2 protein-coding genes are annotated in these 17438 nt (G+C 75.3%); both read left to right on the forward strand.

Annotated elements, in window-relative coordinates:
* Nucleotides 1-43: 43 nt before the first annotated feature.
* A complete protein-coding gene (locus ABZX85_RS37020) occupies nt 44-8365 on the forward strand; it encodes an SDR family NAD(P)-dependent oxidoreductase (protein WP_355878952.1) in 8322 nt (2773 codons plus the stop codon).
* A 5-nt stretch (nt 8366-8370) separates the two neighbouring features.
* A partial coding sequence (locus ABZX85_RS37025; protein WP_355878955.1) for an SDR family NAD(P)-dependent oxidoreductase occupies nt 8371-17438 on the forward strand: 9068 nt, incomplete at its 3' end.

Raw genomic sequence — 17438 nt, forward strand, 5'->3', positions numbered from 1 at the left:
GCACGGCCACCCACCCCCCCCACCGCAGCAGGGAGGCCCCCGGATGCCGGGAGCGTTCGAGGAGACCCAGCCGGTCGCCGTCGTCGGCATAGCCTGCCGGCTGCCCGGCGCCGCCGGTCCACAGGAGTTCGCCGACCTGCTCGCGCGCGGCGGTGACGCCGTCGCCGAACCCCCCGAAGCGCGCCGCGCCCACTGGCCGGACTCGCCCGAGGTCCCCGCACGCGCCGGGCTCCTTGACCGTGTCGACACCTTCGACGCGCCCTTCTTCGGGATCTCCCCCCGCGAAGCCGCCGTGCTCGACCCCCAGCAGCGCCTGCTCCTCGAACTCGGCTGGGAGGCCCTCGAACACGCCGCGACCCTCCCCGCCGTTCTCGACGGCAGCGCGACCGGCGTCTTCGTCGGCTCCCTCGCCGACGACTGGACCCGCCTCACCCAGCGTCAGAGCGCCCCGACCGCGCACACGTTCACCGGCGTCCAGCGCTCCCTGCTCGCGAACCGGCTGTCCTACACCCTCGGCCTGACCGGCCCCAGCCTGACCGTCGACTCCGGACAGTCCTCGTCGCTCGTCGCCGTCCACCTCGCCGCCGAGAGCCTGCGGCGCGGGGAGTGCGACGTCGCGCTCGCCGGCGGCGTGAACCTGATCCTCACCCCGGACAGCACCCTCGCCGTCCACCAGCTCGGCGCGCTCTCCCCGGACGGCCGCTGCCACACCTTCGACGCCCGCGCCAACGGCTACGTGCGCGGCGAGGGCGGCGGGCTCGTCGTCCTCAAGCCCCTGGAGCGCGCCCTCGCCGACGGCGACCGCGTCCACGCCGTGATCCGGGGCAGCGCCGTCAACAACGACGGCGGCGGCACCGCGCTCACCGCGCCCGACGCGGACGCGCAGCGCGAGGTGATCCTGGCCGCCTGCCGACGCGCCGGAGTCGCTCCCGGGGACGTCCAGTACGTCGAACTCCACGGCACCGGCACCCCCACCGGCGACCCCGTCGAGGCCGCCGCGCTCGGTGCCGCCCTCGGCGGCGGCCGTTCCCCGGAGCGCGCGCTGCGGGTCGGCTCCGTCAAGACCAACATCGGGCACCTGGAGGGCGCGGCGGGGATCGCCGGGCTCATCAAGACGGTGCTGTGCCTGCGCGACGGACGGTACGTGCCGACGCTGCACCACGACACCCCGCACCCCCGGATTCCGCTGGCCGACCTCGGCCTCACGGTCCAGCGCACCGCGCAGCCCTGGACCGCCGAGCACGGCGAACGACTCGCCGGGGTCAGCTCGTTCGGCCTCGGCGGCACCAACTGCCATGTGGTGGTCGAGTCCTGGCACCAGGAGACCGACGCCCCGGCCGACGTGCCGCAGGACACCCCGGTGCCCTGGACACTCTCCGCGCGCACCCCCGACGCGCTCGCCGACCAGGCGCGCCGACTCCTCGCCCACGAACCCGGCCCGCACACCACCCCGGCCGCCGTCGCGCACGCGCTCCTCACCACCCGCACCCTCTTCCCGCACCGCGCGGTGATCCTCGCCCCCGACGCCGAGACCCGCCGCGAAGCGCTCGCCGCACTCGCCGAAGGGCTGCCCTCACCCGCCGTCACCACCACCCCGGCACCCGCCGGACCCGGCCCGGGACCGGTGTTCGTCTTCCCCGGCCAGGGCTCCCAGTGGCCCGGCATGGCCGTCGCCCTCCTCGACGCCGAACCCGCGTTCGCCGACGCTTGGTCGCGCTGCGCCGACGCCCTCGCCCACCACGCCGACTGGGACCTGACGGCGGTCGTCCGCCAGGAACCCGGCGCCCCCGGCCTGGACCGCGTCGACGTCCTCCAGCCGGTGCTGTGGGCCGTGATGGTGTCGCTCGCCGAGGTCTGGCGCGCCTACGGCGTCGAGCCCGCCGCCGTCGTCGGACACTCGCAGGGCGAGGTCGCCGCCGCCGTCGTCGCCGGCACGCTCTCCCTGGAGGACGGCGCCAAGGTCGCCGTGCGCCGCGCCGAGCTGATCGGGCGGGAGCTGTCCGGGAAGGGCGGTATGGCCGCCGTCTGGGAGTCGCCGGACGCGGTCGCCGCACGGCTGGCCGGACTGGCGGGCGGCGTCGAGGTCGCCGCCGTCAACGGACCCGACTCGGTGATCGTCGCCGGTGACACCGAAGGCATCGCCGCACTCCTCGCCTCCTGCGCGTCCGACGAGGTGCGCGTGCGCGAGGTGGCCGTCGACTACGCCTCCCACTCCTCCCACGTCGAGGCCATCCGCACCGGCCTCGGCACGGCCCTCGCGGACATCACCCCGCGCCCGTCCGCCGTCCCCTTCCACTCGACGGTCCTGCCCGGCACCGTGAACCCGCTGACGGACGGCGACTACTGGTACCGCAACCTGCGCGAACCCGTCTCCTTCGCGGCGGCCGTCACCGCGCTCACCGAGGCGGGACACCGCACCTTCATCGAGATCAGCCCCCACCCCGTGCTCTCCCCGGCGCTCGCCGCAACCACCGAGGCCGCCGGCGTCCACGCCGCCGTGATCCCCACCCTGCGCCGCGACGACGGCGGCCCCGACCGGGTCCGGGCCTCCCTCGCCCAGGCGTACGTCCACGGCACCCCGGTCGACTGGACCCGCACCCTCCCAGGCCCCCACCCGCACGTCGACCTCCCCACCTACGCCTTCCAGCGCCGCCGCCACTGGCCGGCGCGGACCACCGGGGCGGCGGAGCAGACACCGGCCGAACTCCCGGCACCCGACGACGGCGCCGTACCGCAGCCGCGCGCCTCCCGGGACACCCTCGACCTCGTGCGCACCGAGGCCGCCGCCGTCCTCGGACACCCCGGCACCGCCGACGTCCTGCCCGAACTCACCTTCAAAGACCTCGGGTTCGACTCGCACCTCGCGTTGGAACTGCGCGGCCGGCTCACGGCGGCCACCGGCCGCACCCTGCCGACGACCCTCCTGTTCGACCACCCGACACCGGCGGCACTGGCCCGGCATCTCACCGGCGCACCGGCCGAGACCGCCGCCAGGACCGGCACCGCACGAACCGAAACCGACGCCGATGACCCCGTCGTCATCGTCGGGACGGCCTGTCGGCTGCCGGGCAGGATCGACGGACCCGAACAGCTGTGGCGGGCTCTCGGGGAAGGGCTCGACGCGGTGGGGGCGCCGCCCACCGACCGGGGCTGGCCGGCCGGGGGACACCGGGGCGGATTCCTCGCGGACGCCGGGGAGTTCGACGCCGACCTCTTCGGGATCTCGCCGCGCGAGGCGCTCGCCATGGACCCCCAGCAGCGGCTGCTCCTGGAGACCGCCTGGGAGGCCCTGGAACGCGCGGGCATCGCCCCGACGGCCCTGCGCGGGTCACGCACCGGCGTCTACGTCGGCGCCATGAGCCAGGAGTACGGCCCCCGCCTCTACGACGCCCCCGACGACCTGCGCGGACACCTCCTCACCGGCACCACGGCAGGCGTCCTGTCGGGCCGGCTCTCCTACGTCTTCGGCTGCGAGGGCCCGGCCGTCACCGTCGACACCGCCTGCTCCTCCTCCCTCGTCGCCCTGCACCTGGCCGCCGAATCCGTCCGCCGGGGCGAATCCACGCTCGCGCTCGTCGCCGGGGTCACCGTCATGGCCGCACCCGGACTCTTCAGCGAGTTCTCCCGGCAGGGCGGACTCTCCCCCGACGGCCGCTGCAAGGCGTTCGGCGCCGACGCCGACGGCACCGGCTGGTCGGAGGGCGTCGGCGTGCTGCTGGTCCAGCGCCTGTCCGAGGCCCGGCGAGCAGGCCGCCCGGTGCTGGCGGTCGTACGAGGCTCGGCGATCAACCAGGACGGCGCCTCCAACGGGCTCACCGCACCCAACGGCCTCGCTCAACAGCGCGTCATCCAGGACGCGTTGGCGGACGCGGGACTCACACCCGCCGACGTCCACGCCGTCGAGGCGCACGGCACCGGCACCCGGCTCGGCGACCCCATCGAGGCGGGCGCCCTCCTCGCCGTCTACGGCCAGAACCGCGAACACCCCCTGTACCTCGGCTCGTTGAAGTCCAACATCGGTCACGCGCAGGCCGCCGCCGGGGTCGCCGGGGTCATCAAGACCGTCCTCGCGCTGGAGCACGGACACCTGCCGAGGACCCTCCACGCCGACGAACCCTCCCCGTACGTCGACTGGTCCGCAGGCTCCGTCGAACTCCTCACCCAGGCCCGGGACTGGCCGGTGACGGAACGTCCGCGCCGCGCCGCCGTGTCCTCCTTCGGCATCAGCGGCACCAACGCCCACGTCGTCCTCGAACAGGCCCCCGCCGCCCAACTCCCCACCACGGCAACGGAGTCCGTCACCCCCGTCCCCCTGGTCCTGTCCGCCGCGACCCCCGACGCGCTCGGCGCCCAGGCCGCCCGCCTGCGCGCCCGCCTCACCGACGACACCCCCGTCACCGCGCTAGCCCACGCCCTCGCCACCACCCGCGCCGCGCTCCCGTACCGCGCCGCCGTCCTCACCGGCGACCGCGAACGCCTCCACACCGACCTCGCCGCGCTCGCGGCCGGCGACTCCACCCCGACGGCACCCCGCGCCCACACCGAAGAGGGCCGCACGGCCTTCCTGTTCACCGGCCAGGGCAGCCAACGCCCCCGCATGGGAATGGAGTTGTACGCGGCCCAGCCCGCGTTCCGCGCCGCGCTCGACGAACTCGCCGGACATCTCGACCCGCTGCTGCCGTACCCGCTGCTGACGGTGCTGGCCGACGAGTCCGGGCTGCTCGACCGCACGGAGTACGCCCAACCGGCGCTGTTCGCCGTCGAGGTGGCGCTCTTCCGGCTGCTCGAACACTGGGGGATCGTCCCCGACCACCTGCTGGGACACTCGGTCGGCGAACTGGCCGCCGCGCACGTCGCCGGGGTGTTCTCCCTGGCCGACGCCTGCGCGCTCGTCGTCGCCCGGGGCCGGCTCATGCAGGCGCTTCCCGAGGACGGCGCGATGGTCGCCGTGGAGGCCACCGAGGACGAGCTGCTCCCCGAACTCGCCGGACACGAGAGCGAGTTCACGCTCGCCGCCGTCAACGGGCCGAGTTCCGTGGTCGTCTCCGGCGACACCGACGCCGTCCGCGCGCTCGCCGCCCGGTGGACGGCGCGGGGGCGGCGTACCCGGGAGCTGCGGGTCTCGCACGCCTTCCACTCGCCGCACATGGACCCGATGCTGGGCGAGTTCGCGGAGGTCGCCGCCCGGGTCGGGTACCGGGCGCCCCGGCTGTCCGTGATCAGCGACCAGACCGGCGCGGAGGCGACCGGGGAGGAGCTGTGCGACCCCGGTACGTGGGTGCGGCACGTGCGGGGGACCGTCCGGTTCCACGACGGCGTGCGGGCGCTGCGGGCGCTCGGTGTCACCCGGTTCGTGGAACTGGGGCCGGACGGGGTGCTCACCGCGATGGTCCGGGAGGCCGTCGAGGACGCCACCGCCGTCGCCGTGCTGCGCCGCGACCACGACGAGTCGGAGACGGCGGCCCTCGCGCTCGCCCGGCTGCACCTCGCCGGACACGGCCCCGACTGGTCCGCCGTCTTCGCCGGCCACCCCCCGGCCGACCCCGCCACGCTCCCCACCTACGCCTTCGACCGCCGCCGCTACTGGCTCGCACCCGCCCCGGCCCCGGCGACGGCCGCACCCGGCGCGAGCGCCCTCACCCACCCCGTCCTCACCGCGCTCACCGCCGTCGCCGGCGGCCAGACCCTCCTGACCGGGCGGATCTCCCACGCCACCGCTCCGTGGCTCGCCGACCGGACGGTGCACGGCCGCGCGCTGGTACCGGACGCCGTCCTCCTCGACCTCGCGCTGACCGCCGCCCGCGAGACCGGGAGCGCCCGGGTCACCGAACTGCGGCCCGGCACACCGGTCGACCTGCCGCCGGACACCGAACTCGACGTCCAGGTACTGGTCGGCGCCCCCGGAGACGGTGGGCTGCGAGAGCTGTCCGTCCACACCCGGCCCACGCACGGGGACGTCCCGTGGACCCTGCACGCCGAAGGCGCCCTGGGCGCACAGTCCTCCGCGATGGACGGCGAGTGGACCTCGTCCGACTCCGTTCCGCTCGACACCGGCGCCCCCTACGACCGGCTCGCCGCCTCCGGCGTCCTGTACGGGCCCGCCTACCGCGCGCTGCGCACGGCGTCCCTGGACAGCGCCACCGGCGCCGTCAGCGCCGAACTCGCCGTTCCCGACGAGGGGTTCACCCTGCACCCGGCGCTGCTGGACAGCCTTCAGCAGCTCCTCGCCGGGGACGACACGTTTCCCGCGCTCGGCGCCGAGTACCGGGACGTGAGCGTGCCGGAGCCGACGTCCGGCAACCTGCGCGCACTGGTCACTTCGGCGGGCGTCATCTTGACCGACTCCGCGGGACGCACTGTCGCGACGGTCGGGGCGCTCATCCCGCGCCCCATCGCAGCAGGGGACATTCCGGTCGGACCCTACGGCCCCGACCGGCCGTACGCGCTGGAGTGGCGGGCGGTCCAGGTGCCGCGCACGGTGGCCGACGGGCGCTGGGCCGTGGTGGGGGAGGCGGTGCCGCGTGGCGCGGTTCCCGCCGCCGAGCACCATCCGGATGCCGGGTTCCCGGAGGCGGACGTCGTGGTCGTGGGGTGCTCGGCCGAGCCCGGGGTGAGCGGTGCCGACGCCGCGCACAGTGCCGCGCGGCGTGCGCTGGTCACCGCTCAGGCGTGGCTTGCGGACGAGCGGCGGGCCGAGAGCCGGCTCGTCGTCGTCACCCGGGGGGCCGTCGCTCCCGACGGCGGTGACTGCGCGCCTGAACAGGCGCCGGTGTGGGGCCTGTTCAGGTCCGCGCAGACCGAACACCCCGGCCGGTTCGTCCTGGTGGACCTCGACGACCACCCGGAGTCCATCGCCGCGCTCCCCGCCGCCCTCGCCACCGGCGAACCCCAACTCGCCCTGAGCCAGGGCAAGATGTACGCCCCCCGCCTGACCCGCCCCACCTCCGTCCCCCCACACGGCCCCGAACTCTCCCCGCACGGCACCGTCCTCGTCACCGGCGGCACCGGCGGCCTGGGCCGGCTCGTCACCCGACGGCTCGCCGAACGGCACGGCGTACGGCACCTGTTGCTCCTGAGCCGCAGCGGCGGCGACGCCGGTGAACTGGCCGCCGAACTCGGACTCGGCGCCGACGTACTGCTGACCGTCGCCGCCTGCGACACGGCCGACCGGGAGCAGCTCGCCGCCGTGCTGGCAGGGATACCGGACGAGCATCCGCTGACCGCCGTCGTCCACACGGCCGGTGTCGTGCGGGACGCCACCGTGGAGGCCGCCGACCTGGCCGATCTCGACGTCGTACTGAGGCCGAAGGCCGACGCCGCCTGGCATCTGCACGAGCTGACGGCCGGGCACGGCCTCGCCGCGTTCGTCCTGTTCTCCTCCGTCTCCGGAGTCACCGGCGCGGCGGGACAGGGGAGTTACGCCGCCGCCAACACCTACCTCGACGCGCTCGCACACCACCGGCGCGCCCACGGGCTCCCCGCCGTCTCCCTCGCCTGGGGACCCTGGGCGCCGACCGGCGGCATGACCGGCAAGCTCACCGCGACCGACCTGGAACGGATGCGGCGCGGCGGGCTCCTCCCGCTCACCGCCGAGCACGGCCTCGCGCTCTTCGACAGCGCCCTGCGCACACCGGGCGCGCCGTTGTCGCTGCCGCTCGCCCTGTCCCTGCCCGACGTCCGGCAGGCCGCCCACGAGGGGACCGCCGCACCGCTGTACCGCGAACTCGCGGGAACCGCGTGGCGCACGGCCGCCGAGGGTACCCCGGACCAGGCACAGGAACCCGACCTGCCCCGACGGCTGGCCCGCACGTCCCCGCCGGAGCGGGAGGCCCTGCTCCTGGAGGAGGTGCGCCGGCACGCCGCCGCCGTCCTGGGCCACCGGGACAGCCGACGGGTCGAGTCCGGCCGCACCTTCAAGGAGCTGGGGTTCGACTCCCTCATGGGCGTCGAACTGCGCAACCGGCTCACCGCCGAGGCGGGCACCCGGATGCCCGCCGGGCTGCTCTTCAACCACCCCACGCCGCTCGCCGTCGCACGGCACCTGCGCGACAGCCTCGCCCCGGCGGCGGCCGACGGCTCGCTCACCGAGACCCTCGACGCGCTGGAGGCCCTCGTGACAGCAGGGGCAGAGGAGCCGGAGGGACTGGCCGACGCCGCCGACCGGCTGCGCCTGCTGCTCGCCCGCTGCGAGGAGCGCACGGCCGTCCTCACCCCGGCCCGGCACCGCCCGGCGGGCACGGAGGCCGGGGTGCGGGAGGTGCTCGCGGCGGCCGACGTCGACGAGATCTTCTCCTTCATCGACCAGGAGTTCGGCCGGAACACCGGCCGCGACATCACAGCCAGCAGCCGCGAAGGCGAGGAGTGACCGACATGTCGGAATCCGAGAAGCTGGTCGACTACCTCAAGCGCGTCACCGCCGAACTCCACGAGACACGCGGACGGTTGAACCGGCTGGAGGAGGACGCGCGCGAACCCCTCGCGATCGTCGGCCTGTCCTGCCGGCTCCCCGGCGGCGCCGACTCGCCGCGCGCCCTGTGGGAGCTGCTCGCCGAGGGCCGCGACGCCATCGCGCCCGTCCCCGCCGCGCGCGGCTGGGACGTCTCCTGGCCCGGCGGCTTCCTCCCCGACATCGCCTCCTTCGACGCAGGCTTCTTCGGTGTCTCCCCCCGCGAGGCCGCCGCCATGGACCCCCAGCAGCGCCTGCTCCTGGAGACCGCCTGGGAGGCGTTCGAGCACGCGGGCATCGACCCGCGCTCGACGCAGGCCCGCCGTACCGGCGTCTTCACGGGACTCGTCGCCCAGGACTACGGGCCCCGTCTCGACGAGGCCGACGGGGACACCGGCGGACACGTCCTGACCGGCACCACCGCCAGCGTCGCCTCCGGGCGCATCGCCTACACCTTCGACTTCGAGGGCCCCGCCGTCACCGTCGACACCGCCTGCTCCTCCTCCCTCGTCGCCCTCCACCTCGCCGCCCAGTCCCTGCGGCGCGGCGACTGCTCCCTGGCGCTCGTCGGCGGTGTCTGCGTCCTGTCCACCCCCGGCCTCTTCCACAGCTTCCAGCGGCAGGGCGGACTGGCGGCCGACGGCCGGTGCAAGGCGTTCGGCGCGGACGCCGACGGCACCGGCTGGTCCGAGGGCGCCGCCCTCGTCCTCGTCGAGCGGCTCTCCGACGCCCGCCGCAACGGGCACCAGGTGCTGGCCGTCGTACGCGGTACGGCCGTCAACCAGGACGGCGCCTCCAACGGGCTGAGCGCGCCCAGCGGTCCCGCCCAGGAGCGTGTGCTGCGTGCCGCGCTCGCCGACGCGGGGCTCGAACCCGGCGACATCGACGCCGTCGAGGCGCACGGCACCGGGACCCGGCTCGGCGACCCCATCGAGGCGGAGGCGCTGCACGCCGTGTACGGGCGGCGGCGTCGACGCCCGCTGTATCTAGGGTCGTTGAAGTCGAACATCGGTCACACGCAGGCCGCCGCCGGGATCGCCGGGGTCGTCAAAACCGTCCTCGCGCTGCGTGAAGGCGTCCTGCCGCGCACCCTGCACGCCGACGAGGCGAGCGCCGAGGTCGACTGGACACCCGGCACGGTACGGCTCCTCACCGAGGCCCGCCCCTGGCCCCAGGAGACGGACCGGCCGCGCCGGGCGGGCGTCTCGTCGTTCGGCATCAGCGGGACGAACGCGCACGTCATCGTCGAAGAGGCGGAAGAGGCACCGGCCGACACGAAGGCTCTGCCCGCCACCCTCGTCCTGAGCACCACCCCCCTGCTGCCGTTCCCGCTCAGCGCCCGCACTCCGGCCGCCCTCTCCGGCCAGGCCACCGCGCTCCTACAGCACCTGACACGGACGACGGCGACCCCCGCCGACCTCGCCTGGTCCCTCGCCGCCACCCGCGCCCACCTCCCGCACCGCGCCGTCGCCCTCGCCCCCGACCTGGCCTCCCTCACCCCGCTCCTCGCCGGGTTCGCGGACGGCACCCACCCCGCCGGCGTCGTCCAGGGAACGGCTCCCGCCGAACCGGCGCGCGTCGTACTCGTCTTCCCCGGACAGGGCTCGCAGTGGGCCGGCATGGCCGTCGACCTCCTCGACTCCTCCCCGGTGTTCGCCGCGCGGATGGCCGAGTGCGAGACGGCACTGTCGGAGTTCGTCGACTGGTCGCTGACCGAAGTCCTGCGCGGACAGGGCGACTTGGAGCGCGTGGACGTCGTCCAGCCGGTCCTTTGGGCCGTGATGGTCTCCCTCGCCGCACTGTGGTCCGCGTGCGGTGTCACCCCCGACGCCGTCGTCGGACACTCCCAAGGCGAGATCGCCGCCGCCGTCGTCGCGGGAGCGCTCACCCTCCAGGACGGCGCCCGCGTCGCCGCGCTGCGCTCACGCACCCTCACCGCGCTGTCCGGACGCGGCGGCATGGTCTCCGTCGCCGAAGCGGGCTCGGCCGTCCGCGCCCGGCTGGCCACGTGGGACGGCCGTATCGACGTGGCCGCGCTCAACGGGCCGGCCGCGACGGTCGTCGCCGGGGACGACGACGCGCTCGACGAACTCCTCGCCGCCTGCGAGCGCGACGGGGTCCGCGCCCGCCGGGTCGCCGTCGACTACGCCTCCCACAGCACGCACGTCACGGCCGTCGAGGACGAACTGCGCGCACTCCTCGCCCCGGTCGCCCCCCGGCCGGCCACGACCCCCTTCCACTCCACCGTCACCCCGGGACCCATCGACACCACCCTCCTCGACGCCGGCTACTGGTACCGCAACCTGCGCCACACCGTCCGCTTCGAAGAGGCCACCCACACCCTCCTCGACACCGGCCACACCCTGTTCATCGAGGTCAGCCCGCACCCCGTCCTCACCCACGCCCTCCAGGACACCCTCGACGCGCACCCCGCCCCCGCCGCCGTGACCGGCACGCTCCGCCGCGACACGGACGGGCCCCGCCGGTTCATTGAGGCGCTCGCCGAGGCGTACGCGCACGGCGCGCCGGTCGACTTCACCGCGCTCCTCGCAGGCACCGGCGCCCGCCGCACCGAACTCCCCTCCTACGCCTACCAGCGCACCCGCCACTGGCTGGAGCGCCCCGCCCCGGCCGCCGCCGAGGACCCGGCCACCGCCGACCTCTGGCGTGCCGTCGAGGACCACGACACCGACGCCGTCGCGCACCGGCTCGGGCTCACCCCCGACGACAGCCTCGACGCGACCGTCCGCGCACTCGCCGGGTGGCGTTCCCGCAGTCGCGACCGGGCCGCCGCCGACTCCTTGCGCCATCACGTCGTGTGGAAGCCGGCGCCGGTGGGGCCGGGTGTGCTGAGCAGCACGTGGGTGCTTCTCGAATCCGACGGGGCTGGTCCCGAGGCGGACTGGACGGCTGCCGCGCTGATCGCGCACGGGGCGGGGGAGGTACGTCGCCTGAGGCTGCCGCAGGAGATCGACGCGGCCTTTCTCGCGTCCTGCGCCGACGCCGCCGGGATCGTCTCCCTCCTCGCGCTCGACACCGGGCCGCACGCCGGGCACCCTGCGATCCCGGCCGGTCTCGCCGCCAGCCTCAACGCTGTCCAGGCACTGCGCGGGCTCGGGACGAGGGGTCCGTTGTGGACGCTCACTCGGGGGGCGGTCGCCACGGATGCCGCCGAGGGGGCTGTGCCCGAGCAGGCGCAGGTGTGGGGGTTCGGTCGGGTCGTCGGGCTGGAGTGGGCGGAGGGGTGGGGTGGTCTCATCGACCTTCCCGGCGCACTCGATGCCCGCCCCGCCGCCGAGCTTCCCGGCGTTGCCGACACCAGCCCCGCCTCCCACCTCCCCGACCCCCTCGACGACCGCACCGCCGCCGACCTCGCCGCCATCCTCGCCACCCCCGGCACCGAACAGGAATGGGCCCTCCGGACACGCGGCCCCCTGGTCCGGCGCCTCGTCCACGCCCCCCGCCCGGCCGGCACCCCCTGGACCCCGCGCGGCACCGTCCTGGTCACCGGCGGTACCGGCTCCCTCGGCGCACGGGTCGCACGCAAGCTTGCGAGTGACGGCGCCGACCACCTCGTCCTCACCTCCCGGCGCGGACCGCAGGCCCCCGGCGCGGCCGAACTCGCCGACGAACTCCGCGAGTCGGGCACCCGGGTGACGGTCGTCGCCTGCGACACCGGTGACCGCGACGCGCTGGCCGCCCTCATCGCCGACCACCCGCCGACGGCGATCGTGCACACGGCCGGGGTCTCCGCCTTCCGCAGTCTCGACGACCTCACCCCCGCCGACCTCGCACAGTCGGCGGCGGGGAAGTCCGACGGCGCACGCCACCTCGACGAACTGACGGCCGGCCTCGACCTGGACGCGTTCGTGCTGTTCTCCTCCGGCGCCGCCGTCTGGGGAGGCGCGCGCCAGGCCGCCTACGCCGCCGCCAACGCCCACCTCGACGCCCTCGCCGCGACCCGCCGCGCGCGGGGCGCCACCGCGACGTCGGTCGCCTGGGGAAGCTGGGCCGGCGGTGGCATGGTCGACGCCGCGACCCAGCGCGTCTTCGACCGGCTCGGCGTCCGCGCGATGGACCCCGACACCGCGCTCACCGCGCTCTTCGACGCCGTCGGCGCGGGCGACACCGCCCTCACCGTCACCGCCATGGACTGGCCGGTGTTCGCCGCCGGCTACCGCGCCGCACGCCACCGCCCCCTCCTGGACGACCTCCCGGAAGCCGCACCCACAGAGGCTGTCCCCGACGACGCCCCGGGACTCGCCGCGAAGCTGACCCCCCTCACCGACCGGGACCGCGACCGCCACCTCGTCCACCTCGTCCGCGCCGCAGCGGCGGCGGCCCTCGGCCACCCCGACCCGGAGGCGGTCACCGCCACCGGCGCCTTCCGCGAACTCGGCCTGGACTCGGTCACCGCCGTCGACCTGCGCAACCGCCTCACGGCCGCGACCGGCCTGACCCTGCCGAGCACCCTCGCCTACGACCACCCCACCCCGGCCGCCGTCGCCGCCGACCTCCGCACCCGCCTCCACCTCGACACACCTCTCGCGCAGCCCACCGGCGCCGGGCCGCGCCGGGCGGAGGAGGGGGCGGACGATCCGATCGTCATCGTCGGCATGGCCTGCCGCTTCCCCGGCGGTGTCGAGGACCCCGAGGACCTGTGGCGGCTGGTCGCCGAAGGACGCCACGGCATCGGCGGCTTCCCCGCCGACCGAGGCTGGCCCACGGGCCTGGACGTCGCGACCGACCGGGGCGGGTTCCTCTCCGGACTGGCCGGCTTCGACGCCGGGTTCTTCGGGATCTCCCCGCGTGAGGCCCTCGCCATGGACCCTCAGCAGCGGCTGCTCCTGGAGGTCTCCTGGGAGGCGCTGGAACGCGCAGGGATCGCCCCCACCCGGCTGCGCGGCTCCCGTACCGGTGTCTACGTCGGCGCGGGGAACTTCGACTACGCCTCCCTCGCCCTGGCCACCGAGGAGGGCAAGGACTACGCGCTCACCGGCTCGGTCGGCAGCGTCGCCTCCGGCCGAATCTCCTACGTCCTCGGCCTGGAGGGGCCCGCCGTCACCTTCGACACGGCCTGCTCCTCCTCCCTCGTCGCCCTCCACCACGCGGCCCGCGCGCTCGACGCCGAGGAGTGCGACCTCGCGCTCGTCGGCGGGGCCGCCGTCATGGCCACCACCACCGCCTTCGAGTCCTTCACCCGCCAAGGCGGCCTCGCCCCCGACGGCCACTGCAAGTCCTTCGCCGACGCCGCCGACGGCACCGGCTGGGGAGAGGGCGTCGGCGTCCTCGTCGTCACCCGCCGCTCCGTCGCCCTCCGGGACGGCCACGAGATCCTGGCCGTCGTCCGGGGCTCGGCCATCAACCAGGACGGCGCCTCCAACGGCCTCACCGCCCCCAACGGCCCTTCACAGCAGCGCGTGATCACCGAGGCGCTCGCCGCCGCCGGACTGCGCCACGACGAGGTCGACGCTGTCGAGGCGCACGGCACCGGGACAAGGCTCGGCGACCCGATCGAGGCGCAGGCGCTCCTCGCCACCTACGGCCAGGACCGCGAACACCCTCTGTACCTCGGCTCGTTGAAGTCCAACATCGGTCACACGCAGGCCGCCGCCGGGGTCGCCGGGGTCATCAAGACCGTCCTCGCCCTGCGCGCCGGAATCCTCCCCGCGACCCTCCACGTCGACGAGCCGAGCCGACAGGTCAACTGGACGTCCGGGGCCGTCGAACTGCTCACCGGACAACGGGAGTGGCCCGACACCGGCCGGCCGCGCCGCGCGGCCGTCTCCGCCTTCGGCATCAGCGGCACCAACGCGCACATCGTCCTCGAACAGGGCCCCGGCGCCGCCCCGCGCCCCGAAGCCACCCGCACCCTCCCCGCCGTACCCGTCCTGCTGTCCGCACGAAGCGCACCCGCCCTGCGCGCCCAGGCCGCCCGGCTCGCCACCGCGCTCGACGACCACGAACCGGCCCTGACCGACCTCGGCCTCACCCTCGCCGTCCACCGCGCCGACCTCGACCACCGCGCCGCACTCCTCGCCACCGACACCGCGACACTGCGAACCGCGCTCGACACCCTGGCCACCTCCACCGACGCACCGGCGACCGTCCAGGACGGGGGGCTCGCGGTGGTGTTCTCCGGGCAGGGGTCGCAACGGGTGGGGATGGGGCGGGAGTTGTACGGGGAGTACCCGGTGTTCGCCGCTGCCTTCGATGAGGTGTGTGCGGGGTTCGGCGAACTGTCCCTGAAGGAGGCGGTGTTCGGGGGTACGGCTGAGGAGTTGGCGGAAACGGGGCTCGCGCAGCCCGCGTTGTTCGCGACAGAGGTTGCTCTGTATCGGCTGCTGGAGTCGTGGGGAGTGCGTCCGGACATCGTCTTCGGGCACTCGCTCGGCGAGTTGGTGGCCGCGTATGTCGCCGGGGTGTGGTCCTTGGAGGACGCCTGCCGGGTCGTCGCGGCTCGTGGCCGGCTGATGCAGGAGCTGCCGTCCGGTGGCGTGATGTGGGCCGTGGAGGCGGAGGAGTCCGAGCTGTCAGAGGTCCCCGGCGTGTGGCTGGCGGCCGTCAACGGGCCCCGGGCGCTGGTCCTTTCCGGTGCGGAGACCGCCGTGAAGGAGGTCGCCGACGGATTCGCCGCCGAAGGACGCCTGGTCAAGCAACTCGACGTCAGCCATGCGTTCCACTCGTGCCTGATGGACCCGATGCTGGACGAGTTCGCCCAGGTGCTGGCCTCCGTGTCGTACGAAGAGCCGGTCGTGCCGGTCGTCTCCAACGTCACCGGTGAGATCGCGGGCCCCGAACTCGCCACCCCCGACTACTGGGTCAGGCATGTCCGCGCTGCCGTCCGGTTCGCCGACGGGGTGCGGGCCGTGCGGGCGCAGGACATCGCGACCGTTCTCGAAGTCGGCCCCGACGGCTCCCTGCTGGCGATGGTGCGGGAGACCGTGCCGGAGCTGGCGGCGGTTCCCGTCCAGCGCCGGGACCGGCCGCAGGCGCGGACGCTGCTGGGGGCTCTGGGGGAGGCGTACACGCACGGCGTGCACGTCGACTGGCGGGCGGTGTACGACGGTACGGGCGCGCAGCGGACCCCGCTGCCGACGTACGCCTTCCAGCACCGGCGTTACTGGCCCGACGGCGTCGGTGTGTCCGCCGGGGCGCTGGAGGCGGCCGGGGTCACGGCCGCCGGGCATCCGCTGCTGCGGACGTGGATCGCGTCGGCCGGCGGCGGTGAGGTCATCGCCACCGGGCGGATCTCGCAGGCCACCCATCCCTGGATCGCCGACCACGGAGTCCTCGGCACGGCACTGCTCCCCGGCACCGCCTTCGTCGACCTGGTCTGCTGGGCCGGGGAGCGGCTGGGCTGCCCCGAACTGGCCGAGCTGACGTTGGCCACGCCGCTGGCCCTGACCCGGGAGGCGGTCGCCGACCTCCAACTCGTCGTGGCCGCACCGGAGGAGAACGGGCGACGCGCCGTCGCCGTCCACTCCCGACAGGCCGGTGACGACACCCTGCCGTGGACCCGGCACGCGGAAGGCTTCCTCACCCCGGCCGCCGAAACCGCCGACGTGGCCGCCGATCTGGCCGTGGACTGGCCCGCCGACGACACCGGGTCCGTCCCCCTCGACGGCTTCTACCCCGGCCTCGTCGACGCCGGCTTCGACTACGGCCCCGCCTTCCAGGGGCTGCGGACCGTCCTGAAGGGCACCGACGGCACCCTGTGGGCCGAGGCGGAACTCCCGCCGGACGAGCGGCCGACCGGGTTCGCGCTGCACCCGGCGCTGCTGGACGCCGTCCTGCACGCGCTCGGCGTCGACCTGCCGCCGGGCAACGCCCCCCGGCTGCCCTTCGCGTGGACGGGTGTGCGCGTCCACGCGGCCGGTGCCGACGCCGTACGCGCCCGGATCGGGCGGGCCGCCGACGGGACCGTGTCGGTGAGTGCCGTGGACGCGGCGGGGGCGCCGGTGGTCGTCGTGCGGGGGCTGGTGCTGCGGGAGACGAGTGCCGAGCGGCTGCCGGGCGCCGGGCAGGAGCCGCTGTACCGGGTGGGCTGGAGCGAGTTGGCGCTGTCCGGTGAGCTGCCCGTGGTCGAGACGCTGGACATCGGGGAGTGGTCCGGGGCCGGGGACGCGGTGGTCGTGTCGGACGCGGTGGTGGCCGACTGCCCCGACGGAGAGCTGAGTTCGGTCACCGGCAAGGTCCTGACGCTGCTTCAGAGGTGGCTGGCCAACGAGCGGACCGCCGATGTGCCGCTGCTGTTCGTGACCCGCCGCGCCGCGACCGTCCCCGCCGCGGGACTCCTCACTGAGACCGCACCCGCCACCAATCCGGTCACGCAGGCAGCCGCCGCCGGACTGGTCCGCGCCGCGCAGGCCGAACACCCCGGACGGATCGTGCTGGTCGACACGGACGGCGGAGAACTGCCCGCCGCCGCTGTACTGGCGTCCGGCGAACCCGAACTGGCGCTCCGCCGAGGCCAGTTGTACGGCCGCCGACTGGAACGCGTCGCCGCCGGAACGCTCCTGGAGACTCCGGAGTCCGGGCCGTGGCGGCTGGCCGTCCCCGAGCGCGGCTCGTTCGACGGCCTCGCGGCGGTGCCCGCCGTACGGCGTGAACTCGCGCCCGGCGAGGTGCGGATCGCCGTCCGGGCCGCAGGGGTGAACTTTCGGGACACGCTCATCGCGCTCGACATGTATCCGGGTGACGCCGAACTCGGTATCGAGGCGTCGGGAGTCGTCCTGGAGACCGGTCCCGGCGTCGCCGGCTTCACGGTGGGGGACCGGGTGACCGGGATGGTCGACGGCGCCTTCGCACCCGAAGCGGTCACCGACGGGCGGCTGTTGACGCCGGTTCCGTCCGGCTGGAGTTCCGTGCAGGCCGCCGCCGCACCCGTCGTCCACCTCACGGCGTACTACGGGCTGGTGGATCTGGGCCGGCTGGCGGCCGGGCAGCGGGTGCTGATCCACGCCGGTGCCGGCGGGGTCGGCACGGCCGC

Origin of the sequence: Streptomyces sp. NPDC004539 (genome assembly GCF_040610055.1) — a bacterium.
In the GTDB taxonomy this organism is placed as follows: domain Bacteria; phylum Actinomycetota; class Actinomycetes; order Streptomycetales; family Streptomycetaceae; genus Streptomyces.

What these genes read in the sequence shown, in the direction of transcription:
- ABZX85_RS37020 (WP_355878952.1), top strand. Translation starts at nt 44, where the DNA reads ATGCCGGGAGCGTTCGAGGAGACCCAGCCGGTCGCCGTCGTCGGCATA.